Raw genomic sequence first — 20,798 nt, forward strand, 5'->3', positions numbered from 1 at the left:
CAAAAATCCGGAAATTGAGGCGACCGGTAGGGCCTGTTTAGCCCCCGCCAAGCCACGCCAACCTGCAAAAACCGGAGCGATAAGCCTCTAAACGACGCATTTACCGCCCCGTATTGCCCGGCCACATACACCTGCTGCACCCAAATGCGGTGACAGTGGCATGGATTGCAGCGGAACTCCCGGACAGTACCTATTTCTCGTCCGGCAAGCCGATCTTTCCGGTAGCGGCCTGGACCGTCACGCTCACATAGCCCTCGTGCGAGAAGGTCCGTTCGTGTTTGCCTTCGGTGCCACGTTCCTGCGAATAGCTGTAGCCGTAGCTGTACGGCGTGGGCGCGGCGTAGCCTTGGCTAGTCACCAGTCTGGTCTCGAAGGTACTGACGGCCTTGCCGACCAACGCAGCATTCGACTGGACAAGAATAAATCGTTCCTGCGGCAGCGGACGAAACTGCACGCCCAGGGTATTGCCCAGGATGGCGAAGCGATCGTCCGCAAAGGTCCGCGTTATTTTGCCATCTGCGTCCATAAGGCTGACGGAAGGGGCAAATGTCCGGATAGGTTCCTGAACGCCGCCTACCGTAACGGTGTGATTTTCACCATGGGCCGGAAGGGCATAGACGACATAATTGCTCGACGCCGCACCGGTCGTCAGGCACGGCTTCGTCCCGTCGATGAGTGTCGCCACGGAGTAATAGGCCAATTTCTTGACCGGTGTCAGCGATACGGCGTCCTTTGTCGACGGTTCCGCGGCGCAGGTCTTGCCCGACAGATCCAGCACGGCGACAGACGGCGGCGCCACGGGCACGCTGGCGCACGCCTGCAAAACCAGTATCGGTGCGATAGCCAAAAAGGATTTGAGCAGCCTCATAACGGTTCGCTCCCTATTTCAGCAGCTGCGCCGTCGCATGGGCCGACGCTACGATGGCGTTGCGCAGACCTTCGGCCGCTTTGGCCGGATCGGCTGCGATCGCGTCGGCACTTTCAAAACCATAGGCTGGATCGCCGGGAATATTGACCGTGACGGTGCCCGGGACAACGGCATTATATTCGACCTGGTTATCGAGCAGGACCTTCTTGGGATCCTTGGCATCGTACATTTTCACCGCAATGACGACGTAGGGACGCCACATCTTGGTGCCGCCGACCTGCTGGTAACCATAGCCGTATCCGTTGACGTCGAGGACGGCGCTGCTGGCCGGCGCATCGGCCTGAGCGGTAGCGACAAAAGTGTGTCGCTCGTCGCGCGCCGTCTTGAGGCTGGAGACGTCAAAGCTCTGGGCGCGCAGATCCGCTTCGAACGCCTCATCGAAAATGGCTTCAGCGTCAAAATTCTGAGTGGCCAGGGCAGCATTGATCTTCTTGTTCTGGGCGTTGGCAATACCCGCTTCGATACTCGCGGCCGCCACACCGACGATAAGACCCGCCAACCCTGCGCCGCTGGCCGCACTTGCCATATTCTGCCCGTTTGTCGCCAGTTTACGAACACTGGCGGACGCCGGCATGGCATCTTCGACAACCTGAATAGATGAAATACCCGATGTCGCGTGGTCAAAAGGTATCGGGCGATAGGGCGTTGCACATCCGCTGACAAAGGTCACAAGCAGAAGTGACGCAAAAACACGTTTCATTTGAAAAGTCCCCCCAAGTTTAAAGCGACAATCCCTCATTAAGCTTTTCGCTAGGGGCGCTTGTAGCGGCAATCTGGCAGATTCTACTGCGTTTGCAATCCCTGCATATTGAATTTTTATGTATTCCCGTAAAGCGCGAAATCGCCACAGCCAATAGCACCTTGATCCTGTTTCATTTCCATGCGCCTCATCGTGCGGGAAGGCTGGCACGTGGGATGGCTGGATTAACCCGGGGCAAGATTAAAGGTAGCCGATGCATTCACACCTAGCACCAACCGCCGAACAGGACGGCCGCAACCTTTATGTCGACCTGTTGCGCGGGGTATCCATCCTGGTGGTCCTGCTGCTGCATTACACCCTGGCCTATAAGCTGGCATCCAGTCCGGCACTGCAATGGGTGCCTCAGCCGATCCTGCATACGATCCTTTATAACGGCAATTACGGCGTCTCGGTCTTTTTCGTGATCTCCGGTTTTCTGATTACGTCGAATATCGTGAAGCGCTACGGATCGCTGGGCGCGATTGATGTTGCGCATTTTTATAAGCTGCGCTTTTTTCGGCTGTATCCGCTCATCGTCCTGGCGCTTGTGCTGATTACCGTGCTGGGCCTGGCCGGGCTGGCGAAATTTTCCAACATGGTTCACCATGAGGACCCCGGGGCTGGCTTCTTTGTCACCGCGGACCTGTCGGTGCTCACCTTCTGGCACAATATCCTCATGGAGCGGGTCGGCTATTTCAACTACGCCATGAATATCTATTGGTCGTTGTCGGTCGAGGAGGTCTTCTATCTGCTCTATCCCCTGGTGCTGCTTGTGCTGCGCCGGGGCTGGCTGCTGGTCGGGCTGGCGGGGCTGTGTCTGGTTGTCGGGCCCGTTTATCGCGGGCTGCACAGGGACGATGAGCTGTTCTTCATGTACGGCAACCTGGCTTGCATCGATATGCTGGCCTATGGCTGCATCGCCGCCATCGTGGCCAGCCGGTTGAGCCTGAGCCATGTCATGCGACGGTGGCTGGCGGCGCTGGCCTTTATTGCCATGGTCTGGGTCTATATGCGCGGCATCGGCGGCCATGAGGCGCTTGGCGCAACCTGTATCGGCGTCGCCGCGGCGGTGTTTCTCGTCGCCGTAGCGAATCTGCCGGCGGGTACGATCGCGCGCCGGGCGGGCGCACCGTTGGCGTGGTTGGGACACCATAGCTACGAACTTTATCTGTTTCATATCGTCGTCTTAGGGCTCATGCTCGAGATCGTGCCGCGGGCGGCGATGGCCGACGACTGGAAACTGCCCGTGCTGGTGCTGTTTGTCGCCCTATCCGGAGTGTCGGCCTGGGCGGCAGCGCGGTTCTGCGGCGATCCTCTGAATCGCTGGCTGCGCCATCGTTTCACGCCACAAATAAAGTAAAATAATACCTTAAATTTGTCCCTGATTATCCATTCGGAGCGCCGGTTTTCTGTGAATAAGACCACATCTACTCCGAATATCGGCACGGCACCTGATAAGACGTTGAACAACAAGCTTTTAGTGAGGCCATTATGGCGAACAAACATCTGATTTTGGCCGGTTTGGCAGCGCTCATGGCCGGCTTCGGCGGCGTGGCGCATGCCGCGCCCCAGGCGGCTTATGATTGGGCCAGTATCCCGTTCGGCGGGGGCGGCTATGTCGACGGCTTTCTCTATCACCCCAAACAGAAGGGCATCCTCTACGCCCGCACCGACGTCGGTGGCATGTACCGCTTCGACTATGCAGCCCACAAATGGCTGCCCTTGATGGATGGCTTCGGCAAGGACGATTGGGACTGCTTCGGCAATGTCTCCATGGCGGTCGACCCGCAAAAAACCGAGCGCCTCTACGCCACCTGCGGCCTCTATCTCGGCGACCGCGTTCCGGCCGGGGCGGTTATCCGCTCGGACGATATGGGCGCGACCTGGGCGATCACCCGCTTGCCGTTCCGGTTGGGCGGCAATGCCATGGGGCGGGGGACCGGTGAGCGGCTGCAGGTCGACCCCGCCAACTCCAACATCCTGTGGCTGGGCAGCAATGCCGATGGCCTATGGAAAAGCAATGACCGCGGCGCCAGTTTTACCCGCGTCGACGCCTTCTCGCCTAAGTCCGTGACCACGGTCCTGATCGATGGCCCGACCGTCTATGCCGGCTCCGGCGAGGTCGGCGACGGCCTTTATGCCAGCTATGACGGCGGCCAGACCTTCGCCAAAATCTCTGGCTCTCCGGCCTTGATCCCGCACCAGATGGCGCTCGACAGCGACGGCACTCTCTATGTCACCTTCGCAGACAATCTCGGGCCGCACGGCGTGACCGGCGGAGCGGTCTACAAACTGAAAGGCGGCGCCTGGACCGACATCACCCCCGCCAAACCGACCGGCCAGCTCAAGTTCGGCTATTCCGGCCTCGACCTCGATCGCCAGCATCCCGGCACCCTGGTCGTCACCACGTCCGACCGCTATCCCGGCCTCGATGACATCTATCTAAGCCACGACGGCGGCGCGACCTGGAAGCCCGTCGGACCCCAGGCCAAACACGATATCGGCGACCATGTCTGGCTGAAAAGCTATTTCGGCGACGACGATGTCAATGGCCCCAACCGGCGCAATATGGGCCACTGGATGGACGCGGTGAAGATCAACCCGTTCGACAGCAACGAACTGCTCTACGGCACCGGCTACGGCGTCTGGATGACCCACGACCTCGGCGCCCTCGACAGCGGCGGCGACGTCGACTTCGCCTTCGCCGACGACAATTTCGAGGAGACTGTCATCCTCGGCCTCGAAAGCCCGCCGGCAGGGCCGCGTGTGCTGATGGCGGCCGGCGATGTCGCGGGCTCCGCCTCCGACGACTTCTCGCGCACCCCGCAACACGGCTTGTTCGCGCCGACGCATGAGACCAATCAGAGCATCGCCTATGCCGAGCTAGCGCCCAACATCATGGCGCGGACGGCAGATCAGGCGGCGACCAGCGGCTATTATTCGCTCGACGGTTCGGAAACCTGGACGCCCATGCCTTCGACCCCGCGCGTCATCACCGACGCCGATGGGCACTTCCATACTTCCGGAAAGATCGCCGTCTCGTCGCTCGGCCACACCCTGGTCTGGGTGCCGGAGGGCGAGCCGGCCTATGCCTCCAACGATATGGGCAAGACCTGGACCGCAGCGAAGGGCTGGCCGGCCAGCGGCGACCGCGGCCTCGAAGCCATTGCCGACAAGGTCAATGACGCGACCTTCTATGCCTTCGACCGCAAGGCCGGGGCGGTTCTGGTCAGCCGCAACCGTGGCAGCGATTTCGCCCCCTGGGTGACCGGTCTGCCGGCGCTCGACGGTTATCGCGGCGGACAGTTGCGCGCCGTGCCGGGGCATGAGGGCGATCTGTGGCTGGCCCTGCCCATGGGCCTCTATCACGTTGCAGATGGCAAGCCCGTGGCCATGCCCGGCGTCGATGTCGCCTGGCAGGTTACCTTCGGCAAGGCGAAAGACGCCGGCGGTTATCCGGCGGTTTATCTGTGGGGCAAGGTCGACGGCGTCGAAGGTCTGTGGCGATCGGACGATAGCGGCGCTACCTGGACGCGGATCAATGACGACGCGCACCGCTTCGGGCAGATGCGCGCCATCGCCGGCGATCCCCGGCAATATGGCGTGCTCTATATCGCGCCCGACGGCCGCGGCATCATGGTGGGGAAGCCGCAATAAGGGTTATTGCGGCCCCATGTCGAGGATGAAGGCGGGGCCCAGGTCAATGACCTGCTTGGCGGTGTTCAGGTGCAGGACCAGCACCGTCGAATTGGCGGCATAGTCCTGATCGGCCGTGGCTTCCAGCGAATAGAGCTGCCAGTCGGCGCCGACGGTGACGTCCTGCTCGCCATAGGCGCTGTAAGGGGCCGCATTGACCTGAAGGCGCATGTGCAGGGTGGAGGCGGCGCCGCCGTCGTTTTTCGACTTCAACCATACCGCGGCGACGATCTTGTCGCCCTTGACGACCTTTTTAGTGATGGTGGCCTGGGCGGACGTGTCCCAGGGATTGCCGCCGTCGTGAGGCACCTTGACCTCGATGGCGCTGCCGCCCTGGACGGCGGCATCCTTGATCAGTTTGTGGCTTTGCGGGCCGTACACCGCCCAGCCGTCGCTGGGGTTATTGATCAGTTTTTGCGAGATGTCGTCGTCGGCGTAAGCGGCGGGAGCAAGGGCGAGCATGCATGCGCCCGCGATCAGCAGAAAGCGTCTGTTCATTGGTTTTTCCCTGGATATTTTTTGTCTCTTGGGAAGAGATTACAATAAATTAATGCGCTTTTCCATAGGCATAAAGTCCCAGGATCGTGCCGACGAATCCGCCAGCCTTTTGCGTGCTGAGGAAGGTGGCGTCGCTGTCGCCGCCCAAATGAACGAAGTCGGCCTTCATGTAGTTTTTGTCCTCGACATACATGCAGCGCAACCGGCCGCGCAGGACGTCGAGCGTCAGATGGATGCCGTGGCTGGCGTCGACCGGCTGTTCGGCCAGGATGACGCCGTCGCTCGGGTCGGACGGGCCGGCGCGGTGGGTGAGGATGACTTCGGTGACGCCGTTGCGGAGGGTGACTCCGCAGAAGGCGTAACTGTTGTCGGACTGAACCGCGGCCAGGCCGGCGCGATCGCCTTCGCCAGGGTTGAAGGTGACGAAGGTGTCCATGGCGGTGGTGTTGTTTTGCTGGCGCAGGCCGACAAAGCTGGGGCGCTGGGTGACGTCGCCCAGGGCATCGGGGCGCGCCGCCAGGGTAAGCGTCTTATGGTCGGGGCTGACGGTCAGGAAGTCGCTGGACGGACCACGGATCGACAGCCAGGTCAGCGGATCGTAGCCGTGGATGTCCTGATACCATGGGTTCGGCGGCGGGGAGGTGCCGAGGCCCAATGGGCGTTGCGCCTGTTGCGGGATTGGCGTGTTGCGATCGAGGATGACGGGATAACCGTCCCGCCATTTGACGGGCAGCAGGAAGGTTTCGCGGCCGGTATTGTAGAGGTCCGGGCCATAGGGTCGGGTTGCCAGGAAGACCGCCCACCAGTCGCCGCCGGCCGTCTGGACCAGGTCGGCGTGACCGGCCGAGGTGATCGGGTTGGAGCGGTTGGGATCGAGATCGCGCTGGGTCAGGATCGGATTGCCGGTCCACGGCACATAGGGGCCGAAGACCTTGTCGGCGCGGAAAACGACTTCGGAATGGTGGTCGCCGGTGCCGCCCTCGGCCGCGATGAGGAAATAATGGCCATCGTGTTTGAAGATGTGCGGGCCTTCGATCCAGGACGGCTTTTGGCTGAGATCCGTGCCGCCATTGACGATGAGCTGACGCGGGCCGGTCAGTGCCAGCGTCTTGCGGTCGAAGGCCTGGATCCAGATGGCGCGGTGGCCGTCATACAGCGGCGTGCTATCAGGTGGGCCGTTATTGATCAGATAGGTCGTGCCGTCGTCGTCGTGGAACAGCGACGGGTCGATGCCGTCGACGGGCAGCCATACGGGATCCGACCACGGGCCGGCCGGATCGGTGGCGGTGATGAGGAAATTGCCGCCGCAATCGACGCAGGTATTGACGATATAGAAGACGCCGTCGTGATAGCTGATGTCCGGGGCAAAGACGCCGCGCGAGGTGCCGAGGCCCTTGAAATCGAGCATGCCGGGCCGGTCGATGGCATTGCCGATCTGCGTCCAGTTGACCAGGTCGCGCGAGTGGAAGATCGGGATGCCGGGATAGAAGGCGAAGGTGGAATTGATCAGGTAGTAGTCGTCGCCGACACGGGCGATCGACGGATCGGGATAGAAGCCGGGCAGGACCGGATTGGTGTAGAGGTCCGGTGCTTCGCTGCGCGGGACGGCGTAGGACATATCCGCCAGGTAGCTGCCGCGCAGGCGAATGTCGCTGAAGACGGCACCTTCGGCATGGACACTCGTGGCCAGGACAAGGGCCGCCAACGCTGCGGTCAGGGTTTTCATCGGGCGCGCGCCGTCTGGAAGGCGGCGGCGATGGCGTCGCGCAAGGGTTTCGGCTTGAAATCCTCATCGAACGGGGTGGGGCGCAAACGCACGCCGTCGGCGCGCGGCGTAAAGCCCTGGAGCCAGTTATAGCGGTCGTCCATCCCCCAGCACAGCACATCGCGCAATTGCTTATAGTCGAACATATGGTCGAGATAGATGCGCGCCACGGTGGCGACGATGGCGTCACGCTGGGCGATATCGGTGGTGGGGATGCGCTGGTCGTCGACGTCGAATTCGGTGATCAGCAGACCGTAGTCCATGGCGACGATCTCGTCGAGGAAGGCTTTCCAGGCATTGACCTGGCCGCCCAGCAGGTCGAAACCGTTGCCGATATGGCTTTGCACGCCGACGGCGTCAACCGGTACCTTGTTGTCGCGGAACCAGTGCAGCAGTTTCAGCACGCCGGTGCGATGGGTTTCGTTGCCGGCTTCCCAGCTCATATAGTCGTTATAGACCAACTGAGTACTGGGCAGGTGTTCCCGTGTTGCTTCGAAGGAAATGCGCAAGGCGTCCATGCCGAGGACGCGCGAGAAGACGTTGCTGCGGACCTCGCCGGTCTTGGGGTCGATCGTCTCATTGATGACGTCCCAGGAGGTGAGGCGGGTGCCGTAATGATCGGCGATGGTAGCGATATAGTCGCGTAGGAGCTTCTCGGCGGCGACCTTGGGATTGGGGCCGAAATCGTAGGCCTTCAGCCATTGCGGGGTGAATTCGTCGCGCGCCCAGAACAGGTTGTGGCCGCGCATGGCCATGCCGTGGCCTTCGGCGAAGCCGAGGAGCATGTCGGCGGGGGCAAAGTTGTAACCGTCCGCACTGTTGTGCGTCACGTACATCTTCAGCTCGTTTTCCGGCACGATGATGTTGCATTCGCGCGCCAGCAGTTCGGGCGTGCGGGGATCGTTGAAGCCCCCTTTCAGGACGCCGACGGCCGAGCCGAAACGCATGCCCTTGGCAGCGGCCAAATCTTTGAGCGGGGTGGGCGCATCGGCCCGTGCTGAAGACGAGATGGCCGCGAACGGAAGTGTGGCGGCCGCGGCGGTGGCGGCGAGGGCCGTCAGGGACTGACGCCGGGTGGGGGCAATTTGACTCATGAAATTTTCCCTGTTGTATTTTTCTTTGTTAGCGGTAACAGTGTCACCGTTCCGGCGCAGCGTCAATGACGAATTGGTCAGATGTCGTCATCAGACCATGGCCCTTCACAAGACTGTAGCGTCGGACTAGAGTGACTTCAAAGCGACCGCCGTCACTGACGCAGGGGCGCGACAAGACAAAAAACAGGGATGATATCATGAGCAAGATTTCCATGCCGTCGGCGACGCGCCGCGCTTTTTCCGCCGGTGCCGGCGTCAGCACGCTTGCCGTGGCGCTGGGCGCCGGCGAGGCCCTGGCCAAGATCAAGGAGGTCTTGCCGTACAAGGATCCGCAACTGTCGATCGATGCCCGGGTCGCCGACCTTCTGGGGCGCATGACCATCGAAGAAAAGGTCATGCAGATGCAGTGCGTCTGGCAGGCCAAGGGCGCTATCCAGGATCCGGACGGGACTTTCAATCCGGCCAAGGCGACAGCCGTCTATCCCAACGGTTTGGGCATGGTGGCGCGGCCGTCGGACCAGCAGGGCCTGGCGACCACGACCGGCGCCGGCGATTCGGGCGGGATACCCAACCGCAACGCCTTCCAGACGGCCACCCACGTCAATGCCATGCAGAAATGGGCGGTCGAGCAAACGCGCCTCGGCATTCCGATGATCATGCATGAGGAAAGCCTGCACGGCTATGTCGCCAAGGACGCGACCTCGTTCCCGCAGGCGATCGGCCTGGCGTCGAGCTTCGATCCCGACATGGCGATCAAGATATTCACCGTGGCGGCGCGTGAAATGCGGGCGCGTGGCGCCAATTTCGCGTTGGCGCCGGTGGTCGACGTGGCGCGCGAGCCGCGTTGGGGCCGCATCGAGGAAACCTATGGCGAGGACCCGCATCTGTGCGGCGAAATGGGTAAGGCGGCCGTGCGCGGCTTCATGGGCGACACGCTGCCGCTGGCCAAGGACAAGGTGTTCGCTACGCTCAAGCACATGACTGGCCACGGCCAGCCGGAAAACGGCACCAATGTCGGGCCGGCCGAAGTGTCGGAACGCACCTTGCGCGAAGATTTCTTCCCGCCGTTCGAAAAGATCGTCAAGGAAACCAATATCCGCGCCGTCATGCCGTCCTATAACGAAATCGACGGCATTCCTTCGCACGCCAACAAGTGGCTGCTGACCACCATCCTGCGTGATGAGTGGGGCTTCAAGGGCGTGACGGTGTCCGACTATTTCGCCATCAATGAAATGATCTCACGTCACCACCTGGTGCCCGACCTGACCGAAGCGGCGTACCGCGCGCTCAAGGCCGGGGTCGACATCGAAACGCCGGACGCGGCCGCCTATCCGAAATTGCTCGACCTGATCAAGGCCGGCCGCGTCTCGGAAGACGAGATCAATGCCGTGGTCCGCCGTATCCTGGAAATGAAGTTCCAATCGGGCCTGTTCGAAAACCCCTATGTCGACGCCAAGCTGGCTGACAAGCTGACCGCCACGCCGGATGCCGTCGCCCTGGCGCGTCTGGCGGCGACCAAGACGCCGGTCCTGTTGAAGAACAACGGCCTGTTGCCGCTGGACGGCAAGAAGGTCGGCAAGGTTCTGGTGCTGGGGACCCACGCCAAGGATACGCCGATCGGCGGCTATTCCGACGTGCCGCGCCATGTTGTCTCGATCCTGGAAGGCGTCACGGCCGAGGGCAAGGCGCAGGGCTTCGATGTTGCCTATTCCGAAGGCGTGCGCCTGACCGAAGGCCATGTCTGGGGCCAGGATAATGTCATTTTCACCGATCCGGCGGTCAATGCCAAGCTGATTGCCGACGCCGTCGAAGCCGCCAAGTCGGCCGACACCATCATCATGGTGCTGGGCGACAACGAGCAGACTTCGCGCGAAGCCTGGGCCGACAACCACCTCGGCGACCGCGACTCGCTCGACCTGATGGGCCAGCAGAACGATCTGGCGGCGGCGATCTTTGCGCTCGGCAAGCCGACCGTGGTCTTCCTGCTGAATGGCCGGCCCTTGTCGGTCAATCTGTTGAACGAAAAGGCCGATGCCCTGATCGAGGGCTGGTATATGGGCCAGGAAACCGGCTGGGCGGCGGCGGACCTGTTGTTCGGGCGGGCCAATCCGGGCGGCAAGTTGCCGGTGTCGATCGCGCGCGGTGTCGGGCAATTGCCGATCTTTTATAATTACAAGCCGACGGCGCGCCGCGGTTATCTCGATGGCTCGACCAAGCCTTTGTTCCCGTTCGGCTACGGCCTGAGCTATACCACTTTCGATATTTCGGCGCCGAGGTTGTCGCAGGCGACGATTGGCGTCAGCGACTCGACCGTGGTGTCGGTCGACGTGACCAATACCGGGACGCGCGCCGGCGATGAAGTGGTGCAGATCTATATCCGCGACGACGTCTCTTCGGTGACGCGCCCGGTGCTGGAACTGAAGCATTTCAAGCGCGTTAGCCTGCAACCTGGTGAAAAGCAGACCCTGACCTTCACGGTCACCCCGCAGGACCTGCAATTCTATGGCGTCGACATGCAGCGCATTGTCGAACCGGGCACCTTTACGATTCACGCCGGACCCAATAGTGTCGATCTGAAGTCGGTGGTGTTGACGGTCGCTTAAAACCGTCACCGCCGGGGATGGACAGGCGTTGGAGGGACGGATGACGGATATGATGCGGCGCGGTTTGCTGGGCGGAGCGGTCATAGCCGGGGCTGCTGCCCTGGCTGGCCGGGCGGCGGCGCAAAACGCGCCCCAGGCCGATCCCGACGCTGAAAAGCTGCAGCAACAGTTGCAAGCTTTCAACGATCCGGACCTGTTGCGGGTCACGCCGATCGGCCAGGATTGGCCGAACCTTCACCGCTATCGTATTGCCAATGAGGATGCCGTGAAAAGTTCGGTCAAACCGCGCGCTGTCTTTATGGGCGACTCGATCACCGACAACTGGGCGGGTTTCAGCGCCGAGTGGTTCGACCAGAACAATCTGATCGGCCGCGGTATCGGCGGTCAAACCTCGTCGCAAATGGTCGTGCGCTTTATGGCCGACGTGGTGGCTTTGAAGCCCCAGGTCGTCCACATCATGGCGGGCACCAACGATATCGCCGAAAACCTCGATCCCTATGATCCCGTCGCCACCACCAACAACCTGATGGCCATGGTGAATATGGCGACGGCATCGGGCATCAAGGTCGTCCTGGCCAGCGTCCCGCCGGCAACCAGCTTTGCCTGGAAGCCCAATCTCGGCAATCGCGTCGATATGATCCGCGCCTTGAATGTGTGGATCAAGCAGGTGTGCGACCCGCGCGGCCATGTCTGGTGCGACTACTGGCCGGTCCTGGCCAATGGCGACGGCGGGCTGAAAACCGAGCTCGGCATCAACGGCGAAAGCGTTCATCCCAACAAGGCCGGCTATGACGTCATGGGCCCGGTCGCCCTGGCCGCGGTCGCTGCGGCTTTGGGGGCATGACCATGACAAGCGCCATCTTTACCCGGGGCGGTTTGTGGCTGGTCGCGGTATTGATGGTGGCGCCTTTGCCGGCCCTGGCCTGTGACGGTCCGGTCGCCGTATGCGACGGCAAGGGTGAGGGGTTCGCCCTGATCCGTGACGGCAAGCCGGCGACGGTGTATGTCGACGCCGGCGCCGTTCCGGCGGTTGCCAGGGTGGCCACGGACTTTGCCTCCGATCTCGAAAAGGTTTCGGACACGGCCCCCGCGGTGGTTCACGATCTCAGTGGCGTGACGGGCGATGTCGTGGTGATCGCCCAGGCGGATTCGCCGCTGATTACCGCATGGATCGAGCAGGGCTTGATCTCGACCGCCGTAATCGCCGGCCAATGGGAAGCCTACGAGCAGGTGGTGATCGATCGGCCAGGCGGCGGCAAAGCCCTGGTCATTATCGGCGCCGACCGCCGCGGCACAGTCTATGGCGCCTATGACATCTCGGCAAAGATGGGCGTGTCGCCCTGGTATTGGTGGGCCGATGTGCCGGTGGCGCAAAAAACTGATGTTACCGTCACAGCGGGCCAGCGCCACGATCAGCCGGTGGTCAAATATCGCGGCTTCTTCCTCAATGACGAGGAGCCGGCGCTCGGCGGCTGGGCGCGCGAAAAGTTCGGCGGGCTGAACCACGACTTTTACGCCAAGGTCTTCGAGCTCGATTTGCGGCTGAAGGGCAATATGTTGTGGCCGGCCATGTGGGGCAAGTCGATCGCCGACGACGATCCGGAAAGCCTGAAGACGGCCGACGATTACGGCATCGTGCTGGGGACATCGCACCACGAGCCGATGACCCGGGCGCAAGAGGAATGGCATCGCCATCAGGATCAAGGCGTCACCGGCGGGGCCTGGGATTACACCAAGAATGCGGACAATCTGCGCACCTTCTGGCGTGGCGGCATGGAACGCGCCAAGCCTTACGAGACCCTCGTGACGGTCGGCATGCGCGGTGATGGCGACGAGCCCATGACGGAGGGCACGGCGACGCAATTGCTGCAAACCATCGTCGCCGATCAGCGCAAGATCATTACCGAAGTTACCGGCAAACCGGCCAGTGAAACGCCGCAGGTGTGGGCGCTCTACAAGGAGGTCCAGGACTATTACGATCACGGCATGTCGGCGCCCGACGACGTCACCCTGCTGTTTTCCGACGACAATTGGGGCGATATCCGGCGCCTGCCCGATCCGGCTGCCCAGCCGCGCGCCGGTGGCTACGGCGTCTATTATCACTTCGACTATGTCGGTGGGCCGCGCAATTACAAATGGGTCAATTCCACCCAGATCGAGAAGACCTGGCAGCAGATGGAGCTGGCGCATGAGAGCGGCGCCGACCGGCTGTGGATCGCCAATGTCGGTGACTTGAAACCTTTGGAATATCCGCTGAGCTTCTTCCTGGAAATGGCGTGGAATCCGGACGCCATGACGCCGGACGCCCTGAAGGCCTATCCAGAACAGTGGGCGGCGCAGCAGTTCGGCCCGGAGCACGCGACCGAAATCGGCGACGTGCTGACGCGTTACAGCCAGTACAATGCGCGGCGCAAGGCGGAATTGCTGGATGCCGGTGTCTTCGGCAAGGACCCGCAGTGGTCGGCGCGCACGGCCGATTATCACGCCCTGACCATGACGGCCGAGGACCTCGGCCGCAGCCTGCCGCAGGAAACGGCCGCGGCCTGGTTCGAACTGGTGCAATATCCGGTCGCCGCCAGCGCTAATCTTTACGAGCTCTATGACCGGGTGGCGCGTAACCACGCCCTGGCCGCCAGCAATCCCGCCGCGGCGGGCGACGAGGCGACGGCGGCCAATTGGGCTTTCGGCCGCGACAGCACTTTGGCCGCTGCCTATAACGAAACCATGGACGGCAAGTGGGACCATATGATGGACCAGACCCACATCGGCTATACCGGCTGGCAGCAGCCGGATGAAAACATCATGCCCGATGTGACCGGGGCATCGGATCCGGAGGCGGAGACGCCGATTGCCGACCCGGCGCCGACGCCCGTGCCGTCGCCTTTCGACCCGGCCAAGCGGTTCAGCGATCTTGGGGGCTTTGTCGCCATCGAGGCGGAGCATTTTGTACGCAAGGTCGAGCGCAAGCCGGTGCGTTGGGCGGTTATTCCCAATCTTGGGCGGACTCTGTCTTCGGTTGTGAGTTTGCCGCAGACCGCGGCGCCAAGCGATGCCGGAATGTCGAATGCAACACGGCTCGAATATGACGTGACGCTCGGCCATGATGCCGATACGACCTTGAACCTTTATCTGGCGCCGACGCTCGATGTTAGGGGCAGGGGTGGTTTGCGTATCGCGGTGGCCATCGACGATGGCGCGCCGCAGGTTTTGAGCTTCGATTTGAAGCCCGATACGCCGGCGTGGAATGCGGCGGTCAGCGACAATATCGTCGTGTTGTCGGCGGCGTTTCCGGGCTTAAAGGCGGGGTCGCATACAATCAAGGTCTTCCGCGTCGACGGCAATGTCGTGCTGGAACGACTGGTGCTGGATACGGGTGGTCTGAAGCCGTCCTACCTCGGTCCGCCGGAAAGCCCGATGGTTCCCTGACTATTGTCAGACCATTTGTAGCATTTGGTTGTCAGAGGTGATGACGCAACGGCAAGCACACTTGCTATAGGTGGTTGAACGGAGTCCTTCATGTCACGCCCAGTCAACCATCCCTTGCGCGCCTCGCTCAGCGACCTGATGCACGAACGCGCCATTCCCGTCTTCAAGACCCCGGTCGCCGTGCGCAGCTGGGTTTACCTGGTCGCCGACGACGAGCGTCAGGCGGAGCTCGACTGGATCGACAGCCTGGACGGCAAGCACGGCGCCGAGCGCTGGACGCTCAGCGATGTCAATGCTACCGGCGGCGCCTTGTGGGAGCGCCACGGCGAGTTTTCGACCTATCTCAGCTATACGAACGACGTCAAGCTGGCGACGGAATCCAAGGGCGGGTTGGGCTTTTGCAAGATCCGCACGGAGGATTTTGCCTGGCTGGAAGGGGCGCCCGGGGCCGTCTTCCGCAGCGTCGAAATCGCTGTCTTGCCTTACGAGCCGAAGCCCGCGCAACTGCAAAAGGTCATCGATCTGAGCCAGGCCGTGTGCTGCGACGTCTTCGCCGGCAAGGCGCGGATCTGGAGCGATTTCCGCCAGCACGAGGGCGGAGCCGGGCGCATCTATGTCCAGGACAAGGGCTTGAAGAACGACGAGCTGTCGCGGCTGTTGCAGATCCTGATCGAGATCGGCCATTACCGTAAGCTGGCCCTGTTGGGCTTTCCAGTGGCGCGCGGATTGATGGCGTGGCTAAAGGACGCCGAGGCGCGGCTGGCTTCGATCACAAGCGACATGGCCAGCCAGAGCCGGTCGCAGGAGCAGATCCTGGAAGGGCTGATGGCCTTGTCGGCCGAGGTCGAGCAGAGGGTCAATGCCGTGCGTTTTCGCCAGGGTGCCACCGAGGCCTATTACCGCCTGACCGAAGACCGGTTGTTGTCGCTGCGCGAAAGCCGGGTCGAGGGCTTTTCGACCATGCAGGAATTTATCGAGCGCCGGCTGCAGCCGGCCATGCGGACCTGCGAGGCGGCGTCGCGGCGGCTGGACGATGTGTCGACGCGCATCGGCCGGGTCAGCGACCTGTTGCGGGCGCGGATTTCGATATCGCTGGAGGTGCAGAACCAGGGCCTGTTGAAGAACATGGACATGCGGGCGGGCTTGCAGATGAAGCTGTCGGCTTTGGTCGAAGGGTTATCGGTGTTTGCCGTCAGCTATTACGTCTTCAACCTGGTGAAATATGTCATCGATCCGCTGTTCGCCGGGCGGGAAGGGCTATTGCATCTGCTGTATGCGCCGATCATTCTAGGCATTGTCGGCGTGGCGTGGTTGTTTATCCATAGCCGCAAGAAGTCGATCGGCGTTCACGCAGAATGATCGTTATTTACCCAGGCGCTTGGCGTTGGCGACGGCGCGTTTGTGGATCGGGTGCAGGCCTTCCATCGCCAACTTGGCGGCGTGGCCGCCGAGCCGGGAGGCGCTGTTACCGGCGCGGTTCATGCTGCCGGCCAGTTTGAGGCTGCGCGTCATGGCCTGGGCCGGGTTTTGGCTGAAGGCCAGGTTGATCATGTCGTTGGACATGACGGACATCTGGCGGAAGGCCTTGGCCGTAGCCAGCGGGCTCAGCGAAAACATGCTGGTGCTCATGGCCAGGAAGGATTCGCCGGCGGCTTCCATCTTCTCGCTCGACATCAGGGCGAATTCCTTGCTGTCCTTGTCGGACGGCGGCATGTCGGACATGGCCATCTGGGTGGTGCGCGAGGTGATGACCTGGGCCGAAGCCATCATCATTTCTGTGGTTTGGGTGGCGAGGTCGAGCCAGATCGAGAACGGATTGGCGGACATAAAGGTGCGTTTGCGAGTCATGCCTTTACCATGGCGCGCAAAAGGATAAGAAAGCCATGTTATTCGTAAGGGGCGGCAAAATGAAGCGGTGGGGGATGACGGCGATGGCCTGGCTGGCTTTGGCCGGGGTGGCCCACCCGGCCGCCGTGCAGACCGGCGCGCAGCCGTGGCCGAAGGCTGTGGTCGCCTATCATTTCGACGCCGAACTGCTGAAGGCCGTGGGGACAAAGCGCCAGGATTGCCTGGGTTATCTCAAATGGCCGGCGTCGTCCCAAGCCTTCAAGGCGTGCAAGGCGATGGACGCCTGGCATTGGGCGACGGGGGTTGTTTTCGTTGCCGACGGCGGGCGGCTGGACAGCCTGGCCATCCAGGCCAGCCATGGCGGCGGGACGCTTGCGACCCTGGGGCATTTGCCCCTGGGCAATCATATGAAGATCGAGGCGGGGGCCACCTACGGATCGGTGCTGCATGAGTTCGGCCATGTGCTGGGATTGCAGCATGAGCATCAGCGGCGAGACCGCGATGAGTATTTGACCTTGACGCCGTTTCTGCAGGACGATCTCGATCATTGCGGCTTGAAGTTCACTGCCGTGTGCAACGACGTCCGTCTTGCCTTTCCCAAGGTGGCGATGCAGATGACGTCGGATTACGATCCGTGCTCGCTGATGCATTACCTGTCCAACCAGACGCCGCGCCATCGCGAGGATCCGCGGTGGAGGCATATCTTTACCCTGACGGCGAAAGGGGAGGCAGCGTTGGCATCGTGTCTGCCGCAATTCGCCAAGCTGCCGGAACGCTGCCGCAAGGTCGGCCAGAAATGCGCGATCTCGCACATGGACGCCGCGATCGTCAGCCGGTTTCAGGGCACCGCAGGCCATTAAACGCAGACCGGTATCAAGTCCTTACAGGCCTGTCTTCTGTTCTTATTGTGCCTTTACCGGCGTCGTCGCCATTGTCGCCGACATTTCACACAAGGCGAGACCATGGACAGCTTCGACACGAAAACCGGCAATGGCGGCGAGACCCATCAACAGGTACATCATAAGGGCGGCGAGCACAGTCCGTCCGGACAGGAGGCCCACCTGACGACCAATCAGGGCATCCGGGTTTCGGATAATCAGAACAGCCTGAAATCGGGCGGCCGGGGCCCGACCCTGTTGGAAGACTTCGTCCTGCGCGAAAAGATCTTCCATTTCGACCACGAACGCATCCCCGAGCGCATCGTCCATGCGCGGGGATCGGGCGCGCATGGTTTCTTCGAGCTGTACGAATCCCTGGCGGATATCACCAAGGCCGACCTGTTCCAGCGCCCGGGTGAGAAGACACCGTTGTTCACGCGCTTTTCGACGGTCGCCGGCGGCGCCGGCAGCGTCGACACGCCGCGCGACGTCAGAGGCTTCGCGGTGAAATTCTATACCCAGGAAGGCAATTGGGACCTGGTCGGCAATAACATCCCGGTTTTCTTCATCCAGGACGCCATCAAGTTTCCCGACCTGGTTCATGCCGTCAAGATGGAGGCGGACAAGGCCTATCCGCAAGCGGCGTCGGCCCACGACACCTTCTGGGACTTTGCCTCGCTGTTGCCGGAGACGACGCACATGCTGATGTGGGCGATGTCGGACCGCACCCTGCCGCGGTCGCTGCGCATGATCGAGGGCTTCGGCGTCCACACCTTCGTCATGGTCAATGCGCAGGGTAAGGAAAGCTTCGTCAAGTTCCATTGGCGGCCGAAGCTAGGGCTGCAATCGACGGTATGGGACGAAACCCTGAAGCTGCAAGCCGCCGACAACGACTATCACCGCCGCGACCTGTATGAGGCCATCGACACTGGCAACTTCCCGGAATGGGAGCTGGGCCTGCAGGTGTTCGACCAGGCCTTCGCCGACGGCCTGCCCTATGATGTGCTGGATCCGACCAAATTGATCCCCGAGGAGGTGTTGCCGCTGCGGATCGTCGGGCGGATGGTCCTGGACCGCAACCCGGATAACTTCTTCGCAGAAACCGAACAGTCGGCCTTCTGCCCGGCCAATATCGTCCCCGGCATCGRCTTCAGCAATGACCCGTTGTTGCAGGGGCGGTTGTTCTCCTACCTCGATACGCAAAAGTCGCGTCTGGGCACAGCCAACTTCCATCAGTTGCCGATCAATGCGCCGAAGTGCCCGTTCCACAACTTCCAGCGCGATGGTCAGATGCAGATGGCAGTGCCGAAGGGCCGCGCCAATTATGAGCCGAATAGCTTAAGCGACAACGGCGAGGACGGCGGGCCGCGCGAATGTCCGGCGACCGGTTTCACCACCTTCCAGGGACGGGCCGAGCGCGATGAGCAGGGGCCGAAATTGCGTATCCGCGCCGAGCTGTTCGCCGACCATTACAGCCAGGCGCGGCTGTTCTGGTTGTCGCAAACCGAGTCGGAGCAGGCGCATATCGCTTCCGCCTTTACCTTCGAACTGTCGAAAGTCGGGATCGCGCCGGTGCAGGCGCGAATGGTGGGTAATCTGCGCAATGTCGACGACGGCCTGGCCAAACGTGTGGCCGCCGGCCTGGGGATCGCCCTGCCCAAGACCAATCCGGCGGCGCGCGAACGGGTCGAGCTCGATGCGTCGGATGCGTTGAGTATCCACAAGAAGATGGTCGAAACCCTGAAGGGCCGTCAGGTCGGTATCCTGATCGCCGACGGCAGCGATGCCGGCGAGGTGGCGGCCGTGAAGAAAGCGGTGGACGCGGCCGGCGCCAAGGCGGTGATCGTGGCGCCGAAGGTCGGCGGCGCGAAACTGTCCGACGGCACGGTGATGAAGGCGGACGGTCAATTGGCCGGCTCGCCATCGCAGCTCTACGATGCCGTGGCGCTGGTGCTGTCGAAAGACGGCACGGCCATGCTGCTGAAAGAGGCCGCCGCGGTGCAATGGGTGATGGATGCCTTCGGGCATTTGAAAGCGATCGGCTTCAGTGACGCCGCCAAGCCCTTGCTGGACAAGGCCGGGGTCGAAGCGGACGCAGGCGTGGTCGGGCTCGGCGATTTGGCCAAGGCGGGGACCAAACGTTACTGGGACCGCGAACCCAAGGTGCGCATGCTCGCCTAAGGATGACGGCCACGCGGACAATCCGCGTGGCCGAACCCCGTTTTTGAAAAAGGACTTGACGACCGACTCCCCGAAGGAACAAAAAGGAAACCGGGGACGCGCAAAACGCCGCTCATGATGTCAGGGAGTAGGTGTTGTGGCGCGTGTAACGGTCAGGCTTTTCGATTGCTGCTGGGTTGAGGCCGTGGGTTATGCCCGGCCGCAATTGGTGATCCGCAAGCGGCTGAAGCCGGCCATCTATGCCATCGACGCGTGGCTGTACGACGAGGACGCCAATCCCTTGCCCGTCAATCCCGAAGCGCCGCGCATCACGGTTATCTATAATCTGCGTCAGGTGCCGGATCACAGGCGGGTGGGTTAGCAGCCCGCAGCGTATTTGTCGCGCCAGGGCTGGATGCGGCTGTTATTGCCGGCGACCCAGTCGTCGAACTCGGTGGTCGATATACCTGAAGCGGTCAGGGAGTCGCGGACCTCGTCCGCCATCTGATTGGCGTAATCGGCCGCGGTGACAAGCTCTTTGAGATTGGGACACATCGAATCGCCGTTGTTGTAAGCCTGCTGGGCGCCCTTGGCGTAATCCGACGCCGCCGCGATCATCCGGTCGTATTCCGCCATGACGCCGTCATAATAGGTCTGCCATTCCGGCGACATGGCATGGTCGCCCTGATGGGTGACGCCGTTTTCTGTATAGATGGCGGTCGAGCAGTTGGCGACGCTGTCATTGGCTTCGCTGGCCCATTGGTCGTTATCGGCCTTGAACTTCTGATAGTCCGCCAGTTCCGGCGAGTTTTGCGCCTGGACGGCTTCGAGGACCCTGGCGGAATAGGCGGCGGCCTGGGTCATGTCGGCGGCTTCCTGTTTGACCTTGGCGCAAAAGGCGGTGAAGCGGCCGGCTTCCATGTCGAGATGGGCGGCGTCGTGGATGTCGCGGGCTTCGTGGCGCAGGCGGATGGTCTCGTCGACCCAGGCTGTAAAGTCGGGCGGCAAGGGTGTTTGCGCCTGAACAGCCGGCGCGAGGACGAGGGCGGCGCAAACCGCGACGGTGGTGGCAAGACGCATGGCATGGACCCCGGATGATGGGGCTCAGGGTAGGGGCGTGGCGGGCGGCTTACAACTTACAAACCCTGTTATGTCGGCGGGAT

Annotated in this window: 16 protein-coding genes; 9 read left to right on the forward strand and 7 right to left on the reverse strand. The window is 62.0% G+C overall.

Annotation, left to right across the window (positions count from 1 at the left end; genetic code table 11):
• Positions 1-190 precede the first annotated feature (190 nt).
• Together AC1DX3_RS21160 and AC1DX3_RS21165 are read right to left on the reverse strand one after the other, a co-directional pair.
• Positions 191-868, reverse strand: coding sequence for a hypothetical protein (locus tag AC1DX3_RS21160; protein WP_476991328.1), 678 nt, complete (start codon positions 866-868; stop codon positions 191-193).
• A gap of 13 nt (positions 869-881) precedes the next feature.
• Positions 882-1,502, reverse strand: coding sequence for a hypothetical protein (locus tag AC1DX3_RS21165; protein WP_476991329.1), 621 nt, complete (start codon positions 1,500-1,502; stop codon positions 882-884).
• 379 nt (positions 1,503-1,881) lie between these two features.
• Between AC1DX3_RS21165 and AC1DX3_RS21170 the strand changes: the two genes are divergently transcribed.
• Both AC1DX3_RS21170 and AC1DX3_RS21175 read left to right on the forward strand, forming a co-directional pair.
• Positions 1,882-3,027: an acyltransferase family protein gene (locus AC1DX3_RS21170; protein ID WP_476991330.1), complete on the forward strand. Its 1,146-nt coding sequence runs from the start codon at positions 1,882-1,884 to the stop codon at positions 3,025-3,027.
• Positions 3,028-3,158: 131 nt separating this feature from the next.
• Entirely contained in the window at positions 3,159-5,324 is a 2,166-nt protein-coding gene (locus AC1DX3_RS21175) for an exo-alpha-sialidase (protein WP_476991331.1), read from the forward strand.
• Between the two features lie 3 nt (positions 5,325-5,327).
• Here AC1DX3_RS21175 and AC1DX3_RS21180 read toward each other — a convergent pair whose 3' ends face one another.
• The 3 genes from AC1DX3_RS21180 to AC1DX3_RS21190 are packed head-to-tail and all read right to left on the reverse strand — an operon-like array spanning position 5,328 to position 8,720.
• Positions 5,328-5,861, reverse strand: a complete 534-nt coding sequence (locus AC1DX3_RS21180) for a carbohydrate binding domain-containing protein (RefSeq protein ID WP_476991332.1) — start codon at positions 5,859-5,861, stop codon at positions 5,328-5,330.
• 49 nt (positions 5,862-5,910) lie between these two features.
• Positions 5,911-7,587 (reverse strand): glycoside hydrolase family 43 protein, encoded by a 1,677-nt coding sequence (locus tag AC1DX3_RS21185; RefSeq protein WP_476991333.1) that lies wholly within the window; start codon positions 7,585-7,587, stop codon positions 5,911-5,913.
• A complete protein-coding gene (locus AC1DX3_RS21190; protein WP_476991334.1) occupies positions 7,584-8,720 on the reverse strand; it encodes an endo-1,4-beta-xylanase in 1,137 nt (378 codons plus the stop codon). The genes AC1DX3_RS21185 and AC1DX3_RS21190 overlap by 4 nt, the downstream gene beginning before the upstream one ends.
• Before the next feature lie 197 nt (positions 8,721-8,917).
• Here AC1DX3_RS21190 and AC1DX3_RS21195 point away from each other — a divergent pair, with 197 nt between their 5' ends.
• The 4 genes from AC1DX3_RS21195 (at position 8,918) to AC1DX3_RS21210 (ending at position 16,108) form a co-directional block, all read left to right on the forward strand.
• A complete protein-coding gene (locus AC1DX3_RS21195; RefSeq protein ID WP_476991335.1) occupies positions 8,918-11,323 on the forward strand; it encodes a glycoside hydrolase family 3 N-terminal domain-containing protein in 2,406 nt (801 codons plus the stop codon).
• Positions 11,324-11,363: 40 nt separating this feature from the next.
• Entirely contained in the window at positions 11,364-12,167 is an 804-nt protein-coding gene (locus AC1DX3_RS21200) for a GDSL-type esterase/lipase family protein (protein ID WP_476991336.1), read from the forward strand.
• A 2-nt stretch (positions 12,168-12,169) separates the two neighbouring features.
• Positions 12,170-14,749: a glycosyl hydrolase 115 family protein gene (locus AC1DX3_RS21205; protein ID WP_476991337.1), complete on the forward strand. Its 2,580-nt coding sequence runs from the start codon at positions 12,170-12,172 to the stop codon at positions 14,747-14,749.
• Positions 14,750-14,839: 90 nt separating this feature from the next.
• Positions 14,840-16,108 (forward strand): DUF3422 domain-containing protein, encoded by a 1,269-nt coding sequence (locus AC1DX3_RS21210; RefSeq protein ID WP_476991338.1) that lies wholly within the window; start codon positions 14,840-14,842, stop codon positions 16,106-16,108.
• A 3-nt stretch (positions 16,109-16,111) separates the two neighbouring features.
• On the opposite strand, the gene AC1DX3_RS21215 is transcribed toward AC1DX3_RS21210, so the two are convergent.
• Positions 16,112-16,597 carry a polyhydroxyalkanoate granule-associated phasin gene (locus AC1DX3_RS21215; RefSeq protein WP_476991339.1) on the reverse strand — a complete coding sequence of 162 codons (486 nt, stop codon included), beginning with the start codon at positions 16,595-16,597 and terminating at the stop codon, positions 16,112-16,114.
• A gap of 59 nt (positions 16,598-16,656) precedes the next feature.
• Here AC1DX3_RS21215 and AC1DX3_RS21220 point away from each other — a divergent pair, with 59 nt between their 5' ends.
• From AC1DX3_RS21220 to AC1DX3_RS21230, 3 genes are all read left to right on the forward strand, one after another.
• The gene (locus tag AC1DX3_RS21220) at positions 16,657-17,457 is read left to right on the forward strand and encodes a M12 family metallopeptidase (protein ID WP_476991340.1); all 801 of its coding nucleotides are present in this window, start codon (positions 16,657-16,659) and stop codon (positions 17,455-17,457) included.
• Between the two features lie 102 nt (positions 17,458-17,559).
• On the forward strand, positions 17,560-19,656 hold the full coding sequence (locus AC1DX3_RS21225) for a catalase (RefSeq protein ID WP_476991341.1): 2,097 nt from the start codon (positions 17,560-17,562) through the stop codon (positions 19,654-19,656).
• 136 nt (positions 19,657-19,792) lie between these two features.
• Positions 19,793-20,017, forward strand: coding sequence for a hypothetical protein (locus tag AC1DX3_RS21230; RefSeq protein ID WP_476991342.1), 225 nt, complete (start codon positions 19,793-19,795; stop codon positions 20,015-20,017).
• Here AC1DX3_RS21230 and AC1DX3_RS21235 read toward each other — a convergent pair.
• Entirely contained in the window at positions 20,014-20,715 is a 702-nt protein-coding gene (locus tag AC1DX3_RS21235; RefSeq protein WP_476991343.1) for a hypothetical protein, read from the reverse strand. The genes AC1DX3_RS21230 and AC1DX3_RS21235 overlap by 4 nt on opposite strands.
• Positions 20,716-20,798 lie beyond the last annotated feature (83 nt).

It is taken from the genome of Asticcacaulis sp. P2_B1 (genome assembly GCF_056404915.1).

What these genes read in the sequence shown, in the direction of transcription:
- AC1DX3_RS21160 (WP_476991328.1), bottom strand. Translation starts at nt 868, where the DNA reads ATGAGGCTGCTCAAATCCTTTTTGGCTATCGCACCGATACTGGTTTTG.
- AC1DX3_RS21165 (WP_476991329.1), bottom strand. Translation starts at nt 1,502, where the DNA reads ATGCCGGCGTCCGCCAGTGTTCGTAAACTGGCGACAAACGGGCAGAAT.
- AC1DX3_RS21170 (WP_476991330.1), top strand. Translation starts at nt 1,882, where the DNA reads ATGCATTCACACCTAGCACCAACCGCCGAACAGGACGGCCGCAACCTT.
- AC1DX3_RS21175 (WP_476991331.1), top strand. Translation starts at nt 3,159, where the DNA reads ATGGCGAACAAACATCTGATTTTGGCCGGTTTGGCAGCGCTCATGGCC.
- AC1DX3_RS21180 (WP_476991332.1), bottom strand. Translation starts at nt 5,861, where the DNA reads ATGAACAGACGCTTTCTGCTGATCGCGGGCGCATGCATGCTCGCCCTT.
- AC1DX3_RS21185 (WP_476991333.1), bottom strand. Translation starts at nt 7,587, where the DNA reads ATGAAAACCCTGACCGCAGCGTTGGCGGCCCTTGTCCTGGCCACGAGT.
- AC1DX3_RS21190 (WP_476991334.1), bottom strand. Translation starts at nt 8,720, where the DNA reads ATGAGTCAAATTGCCCCCACCCGGCGTCAGTCCCTGACGGCCCTCGCC.
- AC1DX3_RS21195 (WP_476991335.1), top strand. Translation starts at nt 8,918, where the DNA reads ATGAGCAAGATTTCCATGCCGTCGGCGACGCGCCGCGCTTTTTCCGCC.
- AC1DX3_RS21200 (WP_476991336.1), top strand. Translation starts at nt 11,364, where the DNA reads ATGACGGATATGATGCGGCGCGGTTTGCTGGGCGGAGCGGTCATAGCC.
- AC1DX3_RS21205 (WP_476991337.1), top strand. Translation starts at nt 12,170, where the DNA reads ATGACAAGCGCCATCTTTACCCGGGGCGGTTTGTGGCTGGTCGCGGTA.
- AC1DX3_RS21210 (WP_476991338.1), top strand. Translation starts at nt 14,840, where the DNA reads ATGTCACGCCCAGTCAACCATCCCTTGCGCGCCTCGCTCAGCGACCTG.
- AC1DX3_RS21215 (WP_476991339.1), bottom strand. Translation starts at nt 16,597, where the DNA reads ATGACTCGCAAACGCACCTTTATGTCCGCCAATCCGTTCTCGATCTGG.
- AC1DX3_RS21220 (WP_476991340.1), top strand. Translation starts at nt 16,657, where the DNA reads ATGAAGCGGTGGGGGATGACGGCGATGGCCTGGCTGGCTTTGGCCGGG.
- AC1DX3_RS21235 (WP_476991343.1), bottom strand. Translation starts at nt 20,715, where the DNA reads ATGCGTCTTGCCACCACCGTCGCGGTTTGCGCCGCCCTCGTCCTCGCG.